Annotated in this window: 19 protein-coding genes; 17 read left to right on the top strand and 2 right to left on the bottom strand. The window is 33.0% G+C overall.

Annotated elements, in window-relative coordinates; genetic code table 11:
* The first annotated feature begins 128 nt into the window (after positions 1-128).
* The 6 genes from CLORY_RS16250 (at position 129) to CLORY_RS16275 (ending at position 7,610) form a co-directional block, all read left to right on the top strand.
* Entirely contained in the window at positions 129-1,613 is a 1,485-nt protein-coding gene (locus CLORY_RS16250) for an N-6 DNA methylase (protein ID WP_079426415.1), read from the top strand.
* 186 nt (positions 1,614-1,799) lie between these two features.
* Positions 1,800-2,126, top strand: coding sequence for a hypothetical protein (locus CLORY_RS16255; RefSeq protein ID WP_079426417.1), 327 nt, complete (start codon positions 1,800-1,802; stop codon positions 2,124-2,126).
* A 111-nt stretch (positions 2,127-2,237) separates the two neighbouring features.
* Positions 2,238-3,605 carry an MATE family efflux transporter gene (locus tag CLORY_RS16260; RefSeq protein ID WP_079426419.1) on the top strand — a complete coding sequence of 456 codons (1,368 nt, stop codon included), beginning with the start codon at positions 2,238-2,240 and terminating at the stop codon, positions 3,603-3,605.
* Positions 3,606-3,816: 211 nt separating this feature from the next.
* The gene (locus CLORY_RS16265) at positions 3,817-4,509 is read left to right on the top strand and encodes a response regulator transcription factor (RefSeq protein WP_079426421.1); all 693 of its coding nucleotides are present in this window, start codon (positions 3,817-3,819) and stop codon (positions 4,507-4,509) included.
* A complete protein-coding gene (locus tag CLORY_RS16270) occupies positions 4,487-6,694 on the top strand; it encodes a sensor histidine kinase (RefSeq protein ID WP_079426423.1) in 2,208 nt (735 codons plus the stop codon). Before CLORY_RS16265 ends, CLORY_RS16270 begins: the two co-directional genes overlap by 23 nt.
* A gap of 106 nt (positions 6,695-6,800) precedes the next feature.
* The gene (locus CLORY_RS16275) at positions 6,801-7,610 is read left to right on the top strand and encodes an AraC family transcriptional regulator (RefSeq protein ID WP_079426430.1); all 810 of its coding nucleotides are present in this window, start codon (positions 6,801-6,803) and stop codon (positions 7,608-7,610) included.
* A 49-nt stretch (positions 7,611-7,659) separates the two neighbouring features.
* Here the strand turns inward: CLORY_RS16275 and CLORY_RS16280 are convergent, their stop codons facing one another.
* Together CLORY_RS16280 and CLORY_RS16285 are read right to left on the bottom strand one after the other, a co-directional pair.
* Positions 7,660-7,863 carry a hypothetical protein gene (locus CLORY_RS16280; protein ID WP_079426432.1) on the bottom strand — a complete coding sequence of 68 codons (204 nt, stop codon included), beginning with the start codon at positions 7,861-7,863 and terminating at the stop codon, positions 7,660-7,662.
* Positions 7,864-9,027, bottom strand: a complete 1,164-nt coding sequence (locus CLORY_RS16285) for a glycoside hydrolase family 27 protein (RefSeq protein WP_079426434.1) — start codon at positions 9,025-9,027, stop codon at positions 7,864-7,866.
* A gap of 403 nt (positions 9,028-9,430) precedes the next feature.
* Here CLORY_RS16285 and CLORY_RS23350 point away from each other — a divergent pair, with 403 nt between their 5' ends.
* From CLORY_RS23350 to CLORY_RS16335, 11 genes are all read left to right on the top strand, one after another.
* Positions 9,431-9,571 carry a hypothetical protein gene (locus tag CLORY_RS23350; protein WP_169911655.1) on the top strand — a complete coding sequence of 47 codons (141 nt, stop codon included), beginning with the start codon at positions 9,431-9,433 and terminating at the stop codon, positions 9,569-9,571.
* 69 nt (positions 9,572-9,640) lie between these two features.
* On the top strand, positions 9,641-11,161 hold the full coding sequence (locus CLORY_RS16290; RefSeq protein ID WP_079426436.1) for a carboxylesterase/lipase family protein: 1,521 nt from the start codon (positions 9,641-9,643) through the stop codon (positions 11,159-11,161).
* A 457-nt stretch (positions 11,162-11,618) separates the two neighbouring features.
* Positions 11,619-12,677 (top strand): NAD(P)H-dependent flavin oxidoreductase, encoded by a 1,059-nt coding sequence (locus tag CLORY_RS16295; protein WP_079426438.1) that lies wholly within the window; start codon positions 11,619-11,621, stop codon positions 12,675-12,677.
* Positions 12,678-12,793: 116 nt separating this feature from the next.
* The gene (locus CLORY_RS16300; protein WP_079426440.1) at positions 12,794-13,663 is read left to right on the top strand and encodes a tRNA 2-thiocytidine biosynthesis TtcA family protein; all 870 of its coding nucleotides are present in this window, start codon (positions 12,794-12,796) and stop codon (positions 13,661-13,663) included.
* A 178-nt stretch (positions 13,664-13,841) separates the two neighbouring features.
* Positions 13,842-14,576, top strand: a complete 735-nt coding sequence (gene sufC / locus CLORY_RS16305; protein WP_079426443.1) for a Fe-S cluster assembly ATPase SufC — start codon at positions 13,842-13,844, stop codon at positions 14,574-14,576.
* A gap of 19 nt (positions 14,577-14,595) precedes the next feature.
* Positions 14,596-16,002 (top strand): Fe-S cluster assembly protein SufB, encoded by a 1,407-nt coding sequence (gene sufB, locus CLORY_RS16310; RefSeq protein WP_079426445.1) that lies wholly within the window; start codon positions 14,596-14,598, stop codon positions 16,000-16,002.
* An 11-nt stretch (positions 16,003-16,013) separates the two neighbouring features.
* Positions 16,014-17,120: a Fe-S cluster assembly protein SufD gene (gene sufD, locus CLORY_RS16315; RefSeq protein WP_079426447.1), complete on the top strand. Its 1,107-nt coding sequence runs from the start codon at positions 16,014-16,016 to the stop codon at positions 17,118-17,120.
* A complete protein-coding gene (locus tag CLORY_RS16320) occupies positions 17,110-18,336 on the top strand; it encodes a cysteine desulfurase (RefSeq protein ID WP_079426448.1) in 1,227 nt (408 codons plus the stop codon). Before sufD ends, CLORY_RS16320 begins: the two co-directional genes overlap by 11 nt.
* Positions 18,326-18,757, top strand: coding sequence for a Fe-S cluster assembly sulfur transfer protein SufU (gene sufU, locus CLORY_RS16325; RefSeq protein ID WP_079426450.1), 432 nt, complete (start codon positions 18,326-18,328; stop codon positions 18,755-18,757). Before CLORY_RS16320 ends, sufU begins: the two co-directional genes overlap by 11 nt.
* A 422-nt stretch (positions 18,758-19,179) precedes the next feature.
* Positions 19,180-19,605 carry a hypothetical protein gene (locus tag CLORY_RS16330; RefSeq protein WP_139376069.1) on the top strand — a complete coding sequence of 142 codons (426 nt, stop codon included), beginning with the start codon at positions 19,180-19,182 and terminating at the stop codon, positions 19,603-19,605.
* Positions 19,606-19,716: 111 nt separating this feature from the next.
* On the top strand, positions 19,717-20,934 hold the full coding sequence (locus tag CLORY_RS16335; protein WP_079426453.1) for a glycoside hydrolase family protein: 1,218 nt from the start codon (positions 19,717-19,719) through the stop codon (positions 20,932-20,934).
* Positions 20,935-20,994 lie beyond the last annotated feature (60 nt).

A 20,994-nucleotide genomic window follows, 5' to 3' on the forward strand; every position in this document is an offset into this window, starting at 1 on the left:
AAATACTATTTTTGTAAACCTTCTCTAGTTATAGGGGAGGTTTATATTTTTCTAATCTGTCATATTTGAAATAGTCTAAAATTAATTTTATAATTATATATGTAGTATCAACTAGAGAGGATAGAAATATGGGCAGAGGGAAAAAGTTGCTTTTTGAAAAAGAAATTGATTATCAGCAGCGTTTAATAGATAGGCGAGAGATAGGTTATTACAGAACACCGGAATTTGTTGCAGCGTACATTACTAAAAGAATGCTTGAGATAAACCCGAAAGGCACTAGCGTGCTAGATCCCTGCTGTGGGAAAGAGGAGTTACTGAATACCTTCATAAGTAAAAAATTACAGATACAAGGTTTTGATATTATAAAATATAAAAAGAATTATAATATAGACTTTAAAACTAAAGATTTTATTGATTATTATTCTGAATTAAAAACAGAAAACCAGCTTCCGTTGGGATATGATTACTACATTGCTAATCCGCCCTACAATTGCCATGAAGTAAATTATATTAAAGATAATAAGAGAAAGTTAATGCAAATATTTTCTGATGTTGGAGTGCACAATATGTATAGTATGTTTATTTCGGCTATTATAGATTGTGCTAAAAAAGGAGCGGTAATTGGTATAATAACTAGTGATTCGTTTCTTACAGCTAGATTTCATAAAAAACTTCGAGAAAAAATATTAAAGCAATGTGCTATACACGAGATAACGATGTGCCCTAAGGATTTATTCGCTCAACAAGGAGCAGATGTAAGAACAAGCATTATATTATTGCAGAAAGGGTTAGAGTACCAGAAAAAAGTTCGAATAAATAATAGACAGTTAAGCATAAGTGAATTTAAGAGTGTTTTGAATCTCAATATAGAAAGCTATAATTGTTATGATTTAGAAGCTATAATTTTGAAAAATTTAGAAGACAATTATGAATTTATTTTAGAGTGTCCAGATGAAATAAAAACTATTTTTAATAATGTCAGGTTAGGAGATAGATATGCTTGTGTTAGCGGTATATCCACCGGTAATGATAAAAAATATCTTTCTAGCAAAAAAGAGGATCCTTATACGGTACCCTTTTATAAAAATCCAGCCAAAAATCGTTTCTTAGCTAATAATTTTATTTATATACATAAAGATTTTTTAAAATTATCTGATCAAATAGATAATTTTATAGTTAGAAATAAGGAAATGATATTCAAGCCGGGAATAACTTGTTCATCCATGGGAGTTGAGTTTACTGCAGCTAGATTACCCGAAAAATGTGCTTTTGGGGTTAATGCTAATATAATTTGTGATGATGAGGAAGCATGGTGGTTGATGGCATATTTAAATTCTTCGCTTGTAACTTATATGGTTAGGGGAGTTTTAATTAGAAGCAATATGATTACTTCAGGCTATGTTTCAAGGATACCTTTAATTTGTTTTAGCAGTCAGGACAAATATGAATTAACAAAACTTTCGAAAAGGGCTTATTCAGCCGTTCAGGCTGGGAAAGGATACGGTAATGAACTTAACTCTATCAACAGAATTGTATATAATGCAGCTCATATAGCTAAAGATACTGAAGATATGATAGAATTATTCAATAAAAGCTTAATAAAAAATACATAAAATCTCTCAACAACATTGATAATTGGGCAGTAATACATTATAATGTAATAAGTAATTTTACAGATTAAAATAAAAGTCTATATTTATATTGCAAGCAAAATGTAGATACATCCGCATTTTAGAAAAAATGATGGTTTCCTCATAAAATTTTTAAAATGTGATATTTAGACAAAGAGGGGTGACGTTATGAAAACATTTAAAACTTTAATGGATGAGATGAATGAAATTGATGACTTAGAAGAACTAGAGGCTGCAGCTGATTTATTTCAATATGGAATAGAAAAAGGTTATTATAGTATAAGAGAGTCAGATGAATTTAATCATGTATATTGGGATGTTAAAAACAGGTGCTTAGCATGTAAAATTGCTAAGAAGATAAAAAGAAATACTCTTGATGTAATAAGTATTGTTAAAGGAGCTCCTGTTTCAATAAAAAATGATGAAGAGGAACTGACAAATTATATAAATGGTAGAATTAAAGCTTTAAGAGGAAAAATTGGCGGACTTAAGTAAATTACATAGTATTCTTTTTGTGAAGGTAAGTAAGAGAATTAGATAATATTCTCTTGCTTTTTATTTCGTCAAAAAAATAATTGACGTTAATAAAGTTGGATGGAGGATTAAATGTTGAACATAAGAAAAGATGTACTTAGACTTACAGTTCCTATTCTTATGGAGCAGATTTTTGTAATGGCTATGGGAGCTGTAAATACAATAATGTCTTCAAATGTAGGAAAGCAGGTTGTATCTGCGATAGGTATGGTGGATTCCATAAATAATATTTTTATAGCTTTTTTCTCATCCTTAGCAGTTGGGGGCACTGTCGTTGTTGCCCAATATACAGGCAAAGGAGATAAAAGACAAGCTAATAATTCAATGAAACAAGCGTTATTTTCTTCTCTGCTTGTTTCATTTATAATAACTCTATTAATATTTATATTTAGAAGACCCATGATTAATTTGCTTTTTGGTAATGCAGAAAAAGCTGTAATTGATAATGCATTAAGATATATGGAAATAACTTTGCTTACATATCCCCTTATATCTATTGAATTAGTATCCAATGGTATTTTGAGAGGAATAGGAGATACCAAAACTCCTATGAAGATAACTATAATAATGAATATTATAAATGTAGTCTTTAGTTATATCTTTATATATGGTATTAATATAAGCAATGTTCATTTTACTATACATACACCGCCAATGGGAATTACCGGCGCAGCTATAGGCATAGCTCTTGCTCGTACTAGTGGAGCAGTAATAGTACTTATGATACTGGTAAGGGGCACAGGGCTTCTTAAACTAAATAAAATAAGAACATTTAGGTTTGATAAGGAACTTTTAAAATCTATATTTGGTATCGGAGTTCCAGCTGGTGTAGAATCTCTTATGTTCAACGGAGGTAAACTCATAACTCAAATATATATTGTAAGTATGGGAACAAATGCTCTTACAGCAAATACGATTTCTGGATCCATTGCGGGAATGCTGAACATACCGGGAAATGCATTATGTACTGCAGCTACTACGATGGTAGGACATAGTATGGGAAAGGGTAAAGACAAAAAAGCAGAAGATGATTTAAGCTATATTGTAAAGCTATCAACAATATCATTAATTACATTAGCTGTTATAACAGCTCCGTTTGTAGGAGTATTATCTACATTATATACAAGAGACCCTGACATAATTAAGATTTGTAGAAATGTACTTTTATCTAATGCTTTGTTCATGCCTGTATGGTCCATATCATTTGTACTTCCTTCTGGGCTTAAAGGAGCTGGTGATGCAAAGTACACTATGATTACGGCTATTATAGGTATGTGGGTGTTTAGAATAACGCTGGGATATTTATTAGGAATACCGCTTAAACTTGGATTAGTTGGTGTATGGGTTGGTATGTATATAGATTGGACTGTAAGAGGAATTTTATATTTAATCAGGTTTAAAAAGGGTAAATGGAAGAAGAATGTTGTAATAAGAGCGTAATTTATTTATGCTCTTATTTACAATAATGATAATAAAGTTTATTAAAACTAGAACTTTAAAATTGTAAATTAGAAAAGAGAATGGAAATTCAGGCGTGCTGAATTTAATTAACAATGTAATCAAAGAGTTTTTAAGAAATTTGTAAGAATTTCATAGAGTTTTTCTTAATGTATAGGTTGTATAATTGGTATAAATAAAGGAGGAGCATTGCATGGGTAAATATAATGTTTTAGTAGTAGATGATGAGGATGAAATAAGAGATGCAATTGAAATATATTTAAAAAATGAAGGAATAACAGTGCTTAAGGCTAAAGATGGAATTGAAGCATTGATGGTGCTTGAAGAAGCAGAAGTACATCTGATAATTATGGATATAATGATGCCAAGAATGGATGGAATAAAAGCTACCTTTAAAATTAGAGAGAAAAGAAACATTCCTATTATAATGTTATCTGCTAAATCTGAGGACATGGATAAAATACTGGGCCTTAATGTAGGAGCTGATGATTACATAACTAAACCCTTTAATCCATTGGAGCTTACAGCTAGAGTAAACTCTGCTCTTAGAAGATATATAGATTTGGGAGTGTATAAGAGCAATGAAGATGAGGTTGTAATAAGAGGTCTTGTTTTAAATAAGGCTACAAAACAGGTTACCATAGATGGTAACAAGATAAGGCTTACGCCTACGGAATTCGGGATACTACAGCTGCTAATGGAGAACAGTGGGAGAGTTTTTTCTATTGATGAAATATATGAAAAAGTATGGAATGAGCCTTCTTATAACGCTGAAAATGTAGTTGCAGTACATATAAGAAGAATAAGAGAAAAAATAGAAATAGATCCAAAGGAACCTAGGTATCTTAAGGTGGTGTGGGGGATTGGCTATAAGATTGAAAAATGATTTATTAAAAGTAATTATTAAGCTTGCTGCTATAATATTATTTGGATTATTTACGTTTTCAGTTGTTAACGTCGTGATTTTTTATAGATATATATTAGTGGACTCTTATTATAAAAGTGATGAATTTGTTGATAAGGTAGCCGAATTAACTAATGATTTAGAACGATATTATGGTAAGTATACTACTGTAAATAATAGAAATCAAAAAAGCCAAAATGAATGGCTAGAGAGTTTTGATAGAAAATTGAAAAAGGACATGAACAAGGTTAATGCTAAATATAATATTAAAATTGCTTCTGCAGAAAAAAATAAAGATGATGATCTTGTAAAATCATTGAAGGAAGAAAAAGAAAAAGAGATTAGTAAAATAAAAAAAGAATATAGTAAAAATGTAGATCAACTGAAAAAGAGTTTTCGTTTTAATTCGCTTGAAGAGTATAGACAAATAAATGACAAGATGAAGGAATGGAAAATATTAAAGTATTATTTAATAGATAGAACTTCAGGTGAGGCATATACAAATATTACCAAAGATGCAGACAGCGTTGATATTGATAAATATATCAAACAAAACAGCAATTACGCGTTGAAGCTGCCTGTTAAATTCAATGATAATAATTATCGAGAGTATTATCAATACAAAAACATTTCTAAAATTTTTGAAGAAGACAATTGGAAAGGTTATTTTATTGTACCTAAACAAACTGATGGTTACAATACATATAATGCTGAATATATAAGATATTCATTTAGTAGGCAGAGAATTCTGAAACAGGTGATATTAGGCAGTATATTTTTTGTCGTTTCAATAGTTCTTGCAATTGTTTTTTCTGCAAACAGAGAAGAACAAGATTCAGCATCTGGAAATTTAGAAAAGTTATATATGTTGATTCCATTAGAAATACGGATGTTTTTTATACTAGTTTTTTCTCTGATGTATCTTTATACTACAGAAAAGTATCAATATATGATGCAATATGAGTATTTAACGCCAGCCTACCTAATTTACATGGTAATTACGATAATTTATTCATTTTTTATGCTCATTAATCTGAAGGAATTTTACTTTATGTTCAGAGATATTAGCATTCTCAAATTACAGTGCAGAAGAAGCGTAATAGGTATGACTATCCAATTGATTAAAGATATGGTCTATTATAAGGATGCTGCCGTTAAGACTGTGATAAGGTTTTTAAGTATGTTTTTTGTGCTTGTATCTGGTTTTGTTATATATTATCAGGTAACAGGTATTATTGGAATTTTGGCAGTTTTTTATCTGCTAATTTATTTTATACTAATGCCGATATTTACTTTTCGAAGAAATGAATATTTAAATAAGATAGTTAAAGCTACAAGAAATATGGTACAAGGAAATATGAGCTGTAAGATAGATGAACATAATAGTGATATACTATTAAAGGAGCTTGCACATAATATCAATAACATTGGAGAAGGCTACAAAAAATCTCTTAATGAGCAAATGAAGAGCGAGAGAATGAAATCTGAACTTATAACTAACGTTTCTCATGATTTAAAAACTCCATTAACCTCTATCATTAATTATGTTGATTTACTTAAGAGCGGGAGATTATCGGATGAAGAAAAGGAAGGTTATATATCGGTAATAGCACGAAAGTCAGAAAGGCTAAAAGTATTGATAGAAGACTTATTTGAAGCAGCTAAAATGACTAGTGGAGCGGTTAAGCTTAATATAGAAAAAATAGATGTAACAGCGCTGTTAAAACAGGCCTTGGCAGAATTTGATGAGAAAATCGAAAAGTCTTCACTTATATTTAGAACAAACATACCAGCAGGAAATATTTACTTAAATTTAGATGGTAAAAAAACATGGAGAGTATTTGAAAATATGATAAATAATATATTAAAATATTCTCAGCCTGGTACAAGAGTTTATATAGAACTGATTGAACTTGACGAGTCTGTCAAAATTATTATGAAGAACATAGCTAATTATGAAATGGATTTTGATGTAGAAGAAATATCGGAGAGATTTAAGAGAGGAGATAAATCAAGGCATACAGAAGGTACGGGCTTAGGATTAGCGATAGCTAAAAGTATATTGGATATGGAAAATGGACAATTAAGACTATCTATAGATGGTGATTTGTTTAAAGCTGTTGTTGAATTTAAAAAGAGTAAAGAAAAGGAGAAAGAATTTGTGTAGTATATGACCCGTATATAAGCTGAATATATGATATGATAGGGAGAGGGTTAAGAGAACTGGCAGCAGAATACTGTAAAAACCAGCTGAAAGGATGCGGATACAAATCATGAATCCAACCAATTACTATACTCATGAAGAATTAATCTGCACGGGCAATGGGTATAAGCCATCTAATTTGCACAAGTGGGGGCCAGGTGTTCGTGATATTCATGCTTTGCATTATGTTATAAAAGGAAAGGGATATTTTGAAACTAACAATACTAAATATGCTCTAAAGGCCGGTGAAAGTTTCATTATTTTTCCATATACAGAAGCATATTATTATCCTGATCCCAAGAATCCGTGGGAATATATATGGATTGATTTTAAAGGCGACGAGGCTTTGAGATTGCTATCCATGACTAATTTTTCGAACAATAATCCTATAGCACCGGCGTTTCCGTGGGATTTGGAGCCATTATTTCATATTATTGAAAATGATAATGTTAAGATCTTTGAAAGGGAACGTTCAAATGCAAAGCTGCGACTTCTGCTGTCTTATTACATAGAATATTATCCTAAAGCAAATGTTATTTCTCAAACAAATTATGTATTAACAGCTAAAGAATATATAGAAAATAACTATTGGAAGACTACACTAACTGTTGCTAATATAGTTGACTTTGTAAAAATTGAGAGAACCTATCTATTTAGATTGTTTAAGGAAGCAACAGGTATGTCAATATCAAATTATCTTGCCTCATACCGGATTAAGTGTGCATGTGACCTGTTAAAAACCTCAAAATTATCAATAAAATCGGTGGCTTGTTCCGTAGGCTATCAAGATCAACTATATTTTTCAAAAGTATTTAAAAAAGCAACCTTATGTTCACCTTCAGAATATAAGAAGATATACTCCAATGTCATAGATGGATAAAAGAAAACCGAATATGACTTATATAATCGGTTTTCTCTTACTTTCAATATTAACGAAATAATGTGCAATTTCCGGATTCTCTGTAATATTTAATCCTTTCTTCAATGGGCCTGCGTCCGCAGCCGAGTTTGGCGCCAAGGCAATCTATGCATAAGAAGTCTTCTGCATTTCTTGTAACCAGTTTCATGTAAATGGCTTTATCATCGGACATCAAAGCTGTTCCACATTCTCTGCACGTTTTACTGTTTCCCATTTATTTCACCAGCTTTGCACGGACTACAATGCAATCATGTGCAGGCACAACAGGAGCATATCTTTCTTTGAAAACTCCTATTTCCTTATGTTCCCAACAGTCATACATAGATAATGAAATTCCGGATGCATAAGGAAGTCCCATGTCCCAAAATTGTAAGGATAACTCTCTTTGACTATCACTAAGATTAAAAAAGCCTATAGCAAGATCTCCATTGGTTAATGTTTTTACAAGCATAAATGCATCATCTGCGTTAAACCATTGGGGTTCTGGTTTGATGCGGTAAGCCCCACGACCTTCTATGTCCTGGTTGATAGCAATAATGTCCTGATTTAGCAGAATATCTTTTGTTATCTGATTAGCTTTTCTGATATCACAGCCAATCATAAGTGGGGAACCCATAATACTCCATAATGAAAAATGTGTTTTATATTCATTATCGCTGCAGCCTCCGATTTTACTTCCAATAAAGTCGTTATTACTTCCACCATACATGCCGACAACCAGCATATCCATATCATTATGGCAATAAGCGCCAGTGTAACATTCTTTATCAAGCTGAGATACACTCAAGTTTTTTATTGAATCCCAATTATCTTGTATATCTCCTGTAGATCTATACATATGCGCACCGGATTCGCGAATCCACTGGTACACATTATCAGCTCCCCAGTTACAGGCGGAAAATAAGATGTCTCGTCCGCTATTTTTGAGTGCAAGACTCATTCTTTTATATAGAAGTTCACCCGAAATATATCTTGGTTTAAAGCAGTAATCATATTTTAAGTAATCAATACCCCATTCGGCAAACAATTCTGCATCCTGAAATTCGTGTTCAAAACTTCCAGGATATCCAGCACAGGTATGTGTTCCTGCACACGAATACATTCCAAACTTCAAACCCTTATCATGAATATAATCGGCAAGTGCTTTCATTCCACTTGGAAATTTCTCAGGGTCAGCTACAAGTTTTCCTTCTTTGCTTCTTTCCTTCAGGCTCCAACAGTCATCAATAACAATATACTCATATCCAGCGTCTTTGTATCCTTCTGAAATAAATTTATCGGCAACATCATGAATAAGCTGTTCGTTTATGTCCCAAGTAAATGTGTTCCATGAATTCCACCCCATGGCAGGTGTCAAGCCTAATTGCTTTTCTTTCATATTCATACCTCCCTAAAATATTGTTATCAGAATATTTAAATTTATTTATTAAAATATTTCAATACTGTCAATGACAAATATTGTGTAAATGTTGCATCCAAAATAATTTAATCACATATATGAGCAGTTACATATGGCTTGATGTTGTTTTCATATGGATATTTATTGCATAATGGCCTACCAAAAGACTAATACAATAGTTATTTTTACAGTATCATTTTTTAGGATATTTAGTTCGGTATAATGGATATCTAGTATTTGATGAAACTTAAGATTTAAAAATCAATAAGGAATTTGAATATGAAATATATATTATAATATATCAATTTTACATTATTATATATCATTGTTTTGCAAAAGTTGATATTCTATAATTTGCATTATGAAGAACAAGGAGGCTATTATGAAGAGAGCAAAATTGAAGGTGGACAAGGACTTCACTATTGCCCAAGCTGATGAGCAAGGCTTCTGTAAGGATATGCTGAAATTGATGAGGGAACTGAATACGTCTCTTATTCGTTATCCTGGCGGATTTTGTCTATGAATCTGATAGATGCTGTGTTCTTAATAATGACATGGATTTAATAATTTATTAATGAAAGGAGTGTTCAATATGCTTAGAACAGTAAAAGTTGAAAATGGTATCGTTCAGGGACTGCCGGCAGGAGATGCGCGTATAACGAGTTTTAAAGGTATTCCATTTGCGGCATCGCCCGTAGGCAAAAACCGCTGGCGTGCTCCTCAGCCAGCTAAAGATTGGGAGGGCGTTTTAAAAGCCTTCGAATTTGCACCAACATCTATGCAGGCTCCCACAGTTATTGATAAGAATAATATATATACTAGAGAATGGGCTGTGGACACAGATATTCCTATGGATGAGGATTGCCTATATTTGAATGTATGGACACCAGCATGCAGTGTTGACGAAAAACTGCCGGTGCTTGTATGGTACTTTGGCGGAGGACTTCAAGTCGGAAGTACAACAGAGATGGAGTTTGACGGCGAGAGAATTGCTCGCAGAGGTATCGTTGTTGTAACAATAAATTATCGTTTAAATGCCTTTGGCTTTTTATGTCATCCTGAAATAACTGCAGAAGCACCAGAAGCACCCGCAAACTTTGGACATCTTGATCAGCAGGCTGGTACGCAATGGGTAAAACGCAATATTGCAGCCTTTGGAGGTGATCCTGAAAATATTACCATTGGAGGCCAATCTGCCGGTGGCGGAAGCGTATTAAGTCAGCTTACTTCGCCTCAAAACAAAGGGTTTTGCCAGAAAGCTATTGTAGAGAGTGGTATTTTTACAACACTTTATCCAGATAACCTTATGTTTAAGTTAAGACAGGAATTAAAGGAAGCAGAACAGCAGGGAACGAAATTTTTTGAATTTCTAGGAGTCAATTCTCTTGCGGAAGCACGTCAGCTAGATGCTGTATATATTCGTGACAAAGCATTAGAATATAAGGAATTCTGGGGTACAGTTGTTGATAATGTCTTCTGTACAGGTAATGCACTTGAACTTTTTCTTGAAAACAAGCGTTTGATGGTACCAATACTTTTAGGACAAACTTCTTCTGAATTTTTCAGTGTTCCAAAGGCAAATACTCTTGATGAATTTAGAGATATGGCGGCTGCAATGTTTGGAGAGGACGCAGAGGAATATCTTAAACTATGTCAAGTTCAGTCTGGAGGTATAGAAGAGGTAAGAAAAAGAGCTTCTGTGAGCAGTATTGAATATGCTATACGTATTGTTGGTCAGGCAAATACTGATACTGGTGCAAACATACCTCTGTATTATTATAATTTTGATGCGGAAATACCGGGATGGGATAATCCAGGAACTTTTCACTCTGTAGATTTATGGTTCTTTTTTGAAACACTGGCTAAGTGTTGGAGACCATTTGTTGGCAAACATTACGATCTTGCACGTCAGATGTGTAATTACTGGGCTAACTTTATTCGTTCAGGAAATCCAAACGGAAAAGATTCTACAGGAGAGGATATGCCGCAGTGGGAACCTTATACTGCTGAAGCACCATACGCAATGGTATTTGGCGATAAAGCAGAGTTTGTAAAAGAGCAGCCAAGTAAACTAATTAAGTTTCTAGTTAAAGAATATTTAAGAAAAAGGTGAAAACTAACTTATAATAAGAGTATTTTGTGAATAATAAGAGTCAGTGCATAGGAAATGTTGTGGCACGAAGGATATATAGAGTGAATCAAGCACTTGTAGCACAAATTTACATAAAATTTGTGCTACAAGTGCTTGATGAACAGATCAATCTCTGTAGTGCCACAACATTTCTTTTTGTGTAATATCAGATGCTTTAATGTTGCAGTCATTTATATTTACCTATAAAATAATTTAAACGCTTATGCATTATCATATAGGTATAATGTTATAAAAAAATAAAGCTAGTCCATTGAAATTACTAACGATGTATGATATAGTTATGATTACTAGATGATAACACTATAAAATGTTGAGACACGCTTTTGCTATTAAAGTGTTTTACTTTGAAAATGTTTTATAATATAATAATTTTGTAATTTAGAATATCAAAAATAAATTCTGAGGTGGATACAATAATATGGAAATAAATAATATAAAAATCGGTGATAAAGAAACTAGAGTGCCAATAATACAAGGTGGGATGGGTGTAGGCGTTTCACTGTCCGGCTTAGCTTCTGCGGTAGCTAGAGAAGGTGGAATAGGTATTATTTCTGCTGCTCAAATTGGATTTAAAGAAGAAGATTTTGAGAGAAATCCTAACGAGGCCAACATTAGAGCAATGAAGAAAGAAATAATAAAGGCCAAAGAACAAGCTAATGGTGGTATAATAGGAGTAAATATAATGGTGGCTATGGATCTTTATGATGAATATGTAGAAGCGTCAATAGAATCAGGAGCCGATCTTATAATTTCAGGTGCAGGACTTCCTATGAAACTGCCAGGTTTAGTAAAAGGCTCGGATATTAAAATTGCACCTATTGTATCATCTAAGAAAGCTGCGAATGTCATACTTAAGATGTGGGATAGGCATTATGGCAGGACGGCAGATCTTGTGGTAATAGAAGGACCGAAAGCCGGAGGACATCTTGGATTTTCAAAAGATGATCTTGAAAAAGATATAGCTGTAGATGAGATAATTCCTCAGGTAAAAGAGGTAGTTGCTACATATGAAGAAAAATATAATAAAAAGATATATGTTATTGTAGCCGGTGGCGTTTATGATGGAAAAGATATTAACAGAGTAATGAGTCTAGGAGCAGATGGAGTACAGATGGCTACAAGATTTGTGGCTACTGAGGAGTGTGATGCTCATATAAACTTTAAAAAGGCTTATATAGACAGTAAAAAAGATGATATAGTGATTGTTTCAAGTCCTGTAGGGATGCCTGGAAGAGCAATTCGAAATCCTTTTGTAAAGAGAACGCTGGAAGGAAGAATTCCAGTAAAGAAATGTTATAGGTGTATAAGTAAATGTGAACCTGCTACAACACCTTATTGTATTACTAAAGCTCTTATTAATTCTGTAAATGGTGACGTAGACAATGGATTAATATTCTGTGGTGAGAATGCGTATAGAGTTAATGAAATGACCACGGTAAAGCAGCTTATTGGACAATTAATAAATGAAATGAAATAAAGGGAAAAGATAAAAGAGAAAAGAGAAAAGTTAAGGCAGAAATTCTGTTCAGCAGAATTTCATTCACCATTTTACTCTCTACTCTGTACTCTTTTCTTACACACAGGGGTGATAATATGAGTAATACAGCTGGTGAAGGCTGTGAAATTCTTATACCTTTTAATGAGAGAAAGCCATTAGAGGAAATAGAAAGAAGCATTACGACAACATATAGAAAAAAGATCTGGTCTAAATTTTTAAAAGCGATTAAAGAATATAAGCTTGTTGAGAATGGTGATAAGATAGCTGTAGCGGTATCTGGAGGAAAGGACAGCATGTTAATGGCTAAGCTTTTTCAACTGCTTCAGAGAATAAAATTGTATGATATAGAACTTGAATATATAGTAGCAGATCCAGGCTATCATCCAGATATAAAGAAACTTATGGAAGATAACTGCAAATACCTTAACATACCTATTAAAATATTTGATTCTGGAATATTTGAAGTTACGGATAGGATAGCAAGTGATTATCCATGTTATATGTGTGCAAGGATGAGAAGAGGAGCGCTTTATTCAAAGGCACAAGAGTTAGGCTGCAATAAAGTGGCTTTGGGACATCATTATAATGATGTAATAGAGACAGTACTTTTAAACGTTCTATACTCTGGAAATTATAAAACTATGATGCCAAAATTAAAATCTACGAATTTTGAAAATATGGAACTTATAAGACCACTTTACTATATAGAGGAGGACCACATTCAAAGGTTTACTCAGAAGAGCGGTATATGGCCTCTAAATTGTGCTTGTATGGTTGCAGCTAAAAAGATTGGTAACAAGAGATATGAAATAAAGGATATGATAAAGAAGTTAAAAGAAGGATTCCCTGACGTAGAAAAATCTATATTTAAGTCTGCTCAGAATGTTAGTATGGATGCAATACTAGGCTGGGAACGTCATGGGGAGAAACATTCGTTCCTTGACTATTATGACGGTGATGAATAATAAAATAATTAAAAATAAGCAGCAGTAAAAAACACAATCCCTTTAATTTGAAGGGGTTGTGTTTTTACTATATATTAATGTCGCAATTACTATATTAGTGTTGACAACAGGATTAATCAATTATAGAATATAAATAGAAATCAGAGTAATATACTCGGAATTATTTAGAGGTGATAACGTGGGCAAGAATTTATTGAAAATAGAAAATCTATGTTCAGAGGTAGAAGATAATCAGATATTAAAGGGTGTAAACCTTGAAATAAATGAAGGTGAAGTTCATGTAATAATGGGACCTAATGGTGCTGGTAAATCTACACTAGTTAATATCATTATGGGGCATCCCAAATATAAGGTTACAGCTGGTTCAATTCGTTTTGAAGGTGAGGATATAACAGAAGCTAAAACAAATGAAAGAGCTAAAAGAGGAATATTTTTGTCCTTTCAAACACCACAAGAGGTTTCAGGTATCACAGTTGAAAATTTGCTTAGAAGCGCAAGATCGGCTATAACTGATAAACCTATAAAAATTATGGCTTTTAAGAAAGAATTAAAGGCTAATATGGAAAAGCTAAAAATGGATCAAAGCTATGCATCAAGATACCTTAATGTTGGATTTTCAGGCGGGGAAAAAAAGAAAAATGAAATTCTTCAGATGCTTATGATTAATCCTAAGCTTGCTATTCTTGATGAAACAGATTCAGGACTAGATGTAGATGCCGTTAAGATAGTATCAGCAGGAGTTGGACATTTTAAGAACGAGAATAATGCTGTGCTGATAATAACTCACAATAATAAGATACTTGAAAACTTGAAACCTGATTTTGTTCATGTACTAATGGATGGGAAAATAGTAAAGACCGGAGATAGTTCATTGGCTACAGAGATCAACGAAAAAGGTTTTTCAATAATTTAATTGTGAAAGAGGTGAGAGCATGGAGAAGAAAAAAACCTATGTAGAAGAATTAGACAGAGGTTTATATGATATCAAAAACGAAGATAAATTTAGTTACAAAGTATCTTCTGGACTTACTGAGAAAATAGTACTGGATATTTCAAGAGAAAAAAATGATCCAGAATGGATGAAAGAGTTCAGACTAAAATCTTTGGAAACTTATAATAAAACTCCTATGCCAACTTGGGGACCTTCATTGGATGAGCTGGATATGGATAACATAGTTACATATGTTCGCCCGGATACAGAAATGAAAGGTAACTGGAAAGAAGTGCCTGATGAGATAAAAGATACTTTTGAGAGGCTTGGTATACCACAGGCAGAAAGAGAATCATTAGCAGGGGTAGGAGCACAATATGATTCTGAAGTTGTTTACCACAGCATAAAAGAAGACTTAGTAAAGCAAGGTGTAGTGTACACAGATATGGAAACTGCTTTAAGAGAACATGGCGACATGGTAAAAGAATATTTTATGAAATTAGTGCCTCCTAGTGATCATAAATTTGTTGCTTTGCATGGAGCAGTTTGGTCAGGCGGCTCTTTTGTATATGTACCTCCAGGTGTTAACGTGGATATACCTCTTCAGTCTTATTTTAGATTAAATTCGCCAGGAGCAGGTCAGTTTGAACATACGTTAATAATAGTAGACAAAGGTGCAAAACTTCATTTTATAGAAGGTTGTTCTGCACCTAAATATAATGTAACAAATCTTCATGCGGGCTGCGTTGAATTATATGTTAAAGAAGGAGCTACATTACGATATTCTACAATAGAAAACTGGTCAAAAAATATGCTTAATTTAAACACAAAAAGGGCTTTGGTTGAAAAAGATGGTAAGATAGAATGGGTATCAGGTTCGTTTGGTTCTAAAATCTCTATGCTTTACCCAATGAGTGTGCTTAAAGGGGAGAGAGCCAAAGCAGAATTTACAGGAATAACTTTTGCAGCCGCTGGTCAGCATCTAGATACAGGAGCTAAGGTTGTTCATGCTGCGCCATATACTTCATCTGCTATAAGTACTAGATCAATATCTAAAGGCGGAGGAGTTGCAGTATATAGAGGTTCTGTAAAAGTTGCATCAAATGCACATCATTGTAAATCAACAGTATCCTGTGAGTCTTTGATGTTGGATGATATTTCAAGATCAGATACACTTCCGACAATGGATATATTAAATGATGAAGTAGATATCGGGCATGAAGCTAAAATAGGAAGAATAAGTGATGACGCTATTTTCTATATTATGAGCAGAGGAATAAGTGAGGAAGAAGCAAAAGCAATGATAGTTAGAGGTTTTGCAGAACCTATAGCTAAGGAACTTCCGCTTGAATATGCAGTTGAAATGAATAATCTTATAAATATTGAATTGGAAGGTAGCATTGGATAGGAGGGAAATAAATGACAGAATTACTTAAGGATATAAATAAGATACCTGTAAGAACATGGAGATGGCTTGGGGTAAATGAAAAAAATATTGATGCAGAGTTTCCAGAAATAACTCCCTACCATAATTCTGCTTTTCAAAATGAAGGCTGCGAAGGATTAAAAGCTATAGACCTTACAAAGAATACTATGGATTTAAGATTTTTAGAAAATATATTAATAAGTAAAGGAGTAAGCGAGAAACTTTTTAATATTGCTGATAGTGAATTTAATTCCGGCTGGTATTTTGAAGCGGAATGCGGCAAAAAGATTAAGGAGCCTCTAATACTAAATTATATATTTGATGAAAATAATAAAGTAATAGTAGATAATAATATAATAGTGGCACAAGAAAACAGTGAAATAAATGTAGTCATATTATATAAAGCAAAGAATATAGAGGCTTTCCATACAGGCATAACACGAGTGTTTGCTAAAAAAGGTGCAGTAGTGAATCTTACAAAGGTACAGCTTATGGATGAAAAAGATGTTCAGATAGATTCTATAATTGAATCGGTTGAAGATGATGGTAAAGTAAATAACGTATTGGTTGAACTGGGGTGTAGAAATTCTGTAACCAACTGTAATATAGATTTAAAAGGTGACAGAAGCTTTGCAGGAATATATTCCGTATATCTTGGTGATAAAGATAGGGATGTAGATATTAATTACGTTATTACACATAAAGGCAGAAATAGTTTGAGTGATATTCAAACAAGGGGTGCTCTTCTTGACGAATCTAAAAAAATATTCAGAGGTACTCTGGATTTTAAAAAAGGTTCTAAAGGTGCTAAGGGCGGAGAAGAAGAATACACAGTACTATTAAGTCCAAAAGTCAGAAATAGATCTATACCTCTTATGCTTTGCGAAGAAGAAGATGTAGAAGGTCAACACGCAGCAAGTTCGGGTAAAATAGATGAAAATAAGCTTTTCTATCTTATGAGCAGAGGACTTAGTGAACTTGAAGCTAAAAAACTTATTGTTGAAGCATCCTTTAATCCAATAACGGAAAGGATACCTGTAGAACAAATAAAAGGTGATATATCAGAGTATATAAGGAGGAGATTAGTGAATGTCAAATAATTATTTGATAGATTTTCCTGTTTTAAATCAAACTATAAATGGGAAAAGACTTGTTTACTTAGATAATGCTGCTACAACTCAGAAGCCTCTTTCCGTTACCAAAGCTATGCAGGAATATTATAATTTATATAATGCAAACCCACATAGAGGAGCATATTATCTTAGTGTAAAAGCTACGGAGATATACGAAAACAGCAGAGAGGCAGTAAGGGAATTTATTGGTGCAGAAGATAGTAAACAGATAATATTCACTAAAAACGCCTCTGAATCTTTCAACTTAATAGCCTATAGTTATGGTATGAACTTTATTAATGAAGGCGATGAAATAGTTATATCTATTTCAGAACATCATAGTAATTTAATACCATGGCAGCAGGTTGCGAAAGCAAAAAAAGCTGCTCTTAAATATATGTACGTAAATGAAGAAGGAATTCTTACTGAGGATGAAATTGCAAGTAAAATAACCTCAAAGACTAAGATAGTAGGTATTACACATGTATCAAATGTACTCGGAACTGTAAATCCGGTTAAGGAAGTTATTAATAGAGCTCATGCGGTTGGAGCAATAGTAGTTGTAGATGCTACTCAAAGTGTACCTCATATGAGTGTGGACGTGAAGGAAATGGATGCTGATTTTCTAGCTTTTTCAGGTCATAAAATGTTAGGACCAATGGGAATCGGAGTACTTTATGGAAAAACGGAATTACTTGAAAAAATGCCTCCATTTTTATATGGTGGAGACATGATAGAGTATGTAGAAGAGCAAAGTGCTACTTTTGCTGAACTTCCTCAAAAATTTGAGGCTGGTACTCAGAACGTTGAAGGGGCGCTTGGATTACACGAAGCAATTAAATATATAAATAAAGTTGGTATAGATAACATAAAGCTTATAGAAAAAGGATTAATGAATTATGCGATGATAAAATTAAGAGAACTGCCTTATGTTACTATATATGGACCTCAAGATGTAGCTACAAGAACAGGAGTACTTACTTTTAATGTTAAGGACATACATCCGCATGATGTAGCATCTATATTAGATAGTAATGGAGTATCTATAAGAGCTGGACACCATTGTGCCCAACCACTTATGAAATATTTAGGAGTTAATGCTACTTGCAGAATGAGCGTATATTTTTATAATACTATAGAGGATATAGATATATTTGTTGAGAGTTTAAAAGGAGTAAGGAAGTGGTTAGGTTATGGATCTTAGTGATATCTATACAGAATTAATAATGGAGCATAATAGTTCCAGCAGGAATAAGCGTCATATAGATAGACCTAATATGGTGCTTAAAGGCAGAAATCCTAGCTGTGGTGATGAAATTGAGATAGAACTTAAGGTGGAGGACAATGTTGTTAAGGATGCTGCATTTACAGGGGTAGGATGTGCAATATCTCAAGCATCTACATCTATGATGATAGACTTAATAAAAGAGAAACCAGTATCAGAAGTTGAAGATCTTATTAATACTTTTTTAGGAATGATAAAAAGAGAGATTACAGATGACGAAAAGCTTGAAGTATTAGATGAAGCTGCAGCATTAAAGAACATATCCAATATGCCAGCAAGAGTTAAGTGTGCTGTACTGTCCTGGCATACTCTAGATGATGGACTAAAAGATAAAGAATAATTAAATTATAAAAAATCCCTCAGGGGATTTTTTATTTTTTACCAAAAAATCAATAAAATAAAAGTATTTTGTGAATATTAAGAGTTATGGCACAGGAAATGTTTACAGTCGGGGTTATCTAAGCACGCTCATTATCATTCGCAGATAACCCGTTAAAGGCCATTTAGGCCTTTAACCAACGGAGATATAGAGTGAATTTATTAATTGTTAGCAAATTTTTGTTAAGATTAGGGCAATGTTTGAGGCGTAGCCGAGTTTGCCTTAATTAGGAAATTTGCATAAAAGATGTGGTGTAATTGCTTAATGAACGTAACCGGCCGACATAGGGTGTAACCATTTTTTACTTTAGTGAACCCATTTCTTTGCTGGGCATATTCTATACTATAATAATAATTTGAGGTAAAAAAATGGTGGAGCTTACAATGATACATTGGTTATATCTGTTCTTCATACTAGCAATAATTGTGTTTATGGTAAAAAGAAGAGATACCACTGTGATATGTATAATAGGAATTCTAGCAATAGCTCTGATTTCAACTTATTCAATCCCTAAATCTATCATGGCAGTATTTAATAGCTTTATATATGCGGCTAAAGAACTTATGGGAACGATACTAATAATATCTGTAATAACAGCTATGAGTAAAGTTCTTATGACTACAGGCATAAACGAGTATATGGTTAGACCATTTAAAAATATGATAAAAACGCCATTTCTAGCATATTGGGTAACTGGAATACTGATGATGATAATTTCATGGTTTTTCTGGCCATCACCTGCAGTAGCTCTTATAGGAGCAGTACTTCTACCAGCAGCTGTGAAGGTTGGACTACCAACTAAAATATAAATGAGGTCATGTGCATTACATATTGACGTGAGCTGGACTTAGGAGAGAAATAATTATATAATACTGTTATTAATTGTAATATTATATATTATTTTTGTATGGGGGTTACAGATGATAACAAAATTTATTAATTTTCTTACTGCAATAGTTGTAGTAGTTGGTCTTATTAATATCGGCGGTTATAAGGTTCTAGCAACAGATTTACCTAATTATTGTGTTAGTCCAAGTAGCAAGGCTATTGACAAAAAAATACTGAAATATACTACATATAATAAATACACAAAGAACTATTATATGCTTCGTTCGTATCTAGAACGACTTGAAAAGAAAGGCGGCGGCACGCTTATCCTTAAATCAGGTACCTATACTATAAGCAATGTGTTGTTTGTTCCTTCGAACGTAACAATCATTCTGAAAGATGGAGTTAAGTTAGTTAAGGGTAATAAAACTGGTACAAGTAAATTTGTCTCTTCTCATTCAATGTTTCAGTTAATTCGTCCATCATATTCAGCTAAAAAAGGAATATATGGTGAATATAACGGAGAAAAAAATATACGAATAATTGGTGAAGGTACTGCAATTATTGATATGAAGTATTATAAAGAAGGTATGGCTATAATAGCAGGTCACAACACAAACCTGACAATAGAAAACATACACTTTAAAAATATCAATACCGGCCATTTTATTGAAATAGATGCCACTCAAAACGCCACAATAGCTAACAATAGATTTGAAGGATCTAAGCCTTCGCCTAATCTAAATAAGGAAGCTATAAATATTGATACTCCAGATAGGACCACTAACGGGTGGAGCCAGCAGTGGAGTAAATATGATAAGACTCCTGATAAGGATATATACATAACTAATAATGAATTCATTAACTTAGATAGAGCTGTAGGGACTCATAAATACTCTGGCGGAGAGTATCATCAAAGTGTTGTAATAAGAGATAACAAAATCGAAAACACGAGAAGTGATGCTATCAGGGTAATGAATTGGAAAGACACAGTCATAGAGAACAATGAAATAAAAAATGTGGCTAATAAAAGTGGAATATATAGAGGTATACTGGCCAGCGGAGCAATAAATCCTACTATTCAGGGGAATTTTATTGAGGAAGCATCAAGACCTATCCAGTTTATGCCATGGAAAAATAGTGGCCCTGGAAGCAAATATGATATCACTTATAATGTATTAAGTCAAGATAATGAAGAAGCACTTAAGAATAATGTTGTTTCAAACGTGTTAGAAGGATTTATTCGAATAAACAATGAATATAATGTTTATGATAGGGATACTATTAAAATAAACATTCAAAGTAAGTAAATTGGCAAATAACTTATGATTATTTTGTAATTATGGGCAATAATATAGTAATAGATAAGG

The organism is Clostridium oryzae (assembly GCF_002029235.1).
GTDB lineage: Bacteria > Bacillota > Clostridia > Clostridiales > Clostridiaceae > Clostridium_AE > Clostridium_AE oryzae.

Bases quoted from the DNA above. Each gene is read 5' to 3' on its own strand.
- sufU (WP_079426450.1), top strand. From the start codon at position 18,326: ATGGATCTTAGTGATATCTATACAGAATTAATAATGGAGCATAATAGT.
- CLORY_RS16295 (WP_079426438.1), top strand. From the start codon at position 11,619: ATGGAAATAAATAATATAAAAATCGGTGATAAAGAAACTAGAGTGCCA.
- CLORY_RS16255 (WP_079426417.1), top strand. From the start codon at position 1,800: ATGAAAACATTTAAAACTTTAATGGATGAGATGAATGAAATTGATGAC.
- CLORY_RS16250 (WP_079426415.1), top strand. From the start codon at position 129: ATGGGCAGAGGGAAAAAGTTGCTTTTTGAAAAAGAAATTGATTATCAG.
- sufD (WP_079426447.1), top strand. From the start codon at position 16,014: ATGACAGAATTACTTAAGGATATAAATAAGATACCTGTAAGAACATGG.
- CLORY_RS16280 (WP_079426432.1), bottom strand. From the start codon at position 7,863: ATGGGAAACAGTAAAACGTGCAGAGAATGTGGAACAGCTTTGATGTCC.
- CLORY_RS16285 (WP_079426434.1), bottom strand. From the start codon at position 9,027: ATGAAAGAAAAGCAATTAGGCTTGACACCTGCCATGGGGTGGAATTCA.
- CLORY_RS16265 (WP_079426421.1), top strand. From the start codon at position 3,817: ATGGGTAAATATAATGTTTTAGTAGTAGATGATGAGGATGAAATAAGA.
- CLORY_RS16290 (WP_079426436.1), top strand. From the start codon at position 9,641: ATGCTTAGAACAGTAAAAGTTGAAAATGGTATCGTTCAGGGACTGCCG.
- CLORY_RS16320 (WP_079426448.1), top strand. From the start codon at position 17,110: ATGTCAAATAATTATTTGATAGATTTTCCTGTTTTAAATCAAACTATA.
- sufB (WP_079426445.1), top strand. From the start codon at position 14,596: ATGGAGAAGAAAAAAACCTATGTAGAAGAATTAGACAGAGGTTTATAT.
- CLORY_RS16335 (WP_079426453.1), top strand. From the start codon at position 19,717: ATGATAACAAAATTTATTAATTTTCTTACTGCAATAGTTGTAGTAGTT.
- CLORY_RS16260 (WP_079426419.1), top strand. From the start codon at position 2,238: ATGTTGAACATAAGAAAAGATGTACTTAGACTTACAGTTCCTATTCTT.
- CLORY_RS23350 (WP_169911655.1), top strand. From the start codon at position 9,431: ATGAAGAGAGCAAAATTGAAGGTGGACAAGGACTTCACTATTGCCCAA.
- CLORY_RS16330 (WP_139376069.1), top strand. From the start codon at position 19,180: ATGATACATTGGTTATATCTGTTCTTCATACTAGCAATAATTGTGTTT.
- CLORY_RS16275 (WP_079426430.1), top strand. From the start codon at position 6,801: ATGAATCCAACCAATTACTATACTCATGAAGAATTAATCTGCACGGGC.
- CLORY_RS16300 (WP_079426440.1), top strand. From the start codon at position 12,794: ATGAGTAATACAGCTGGTGAAGGCTGTGAAATTCTTATACCTTTTAAT.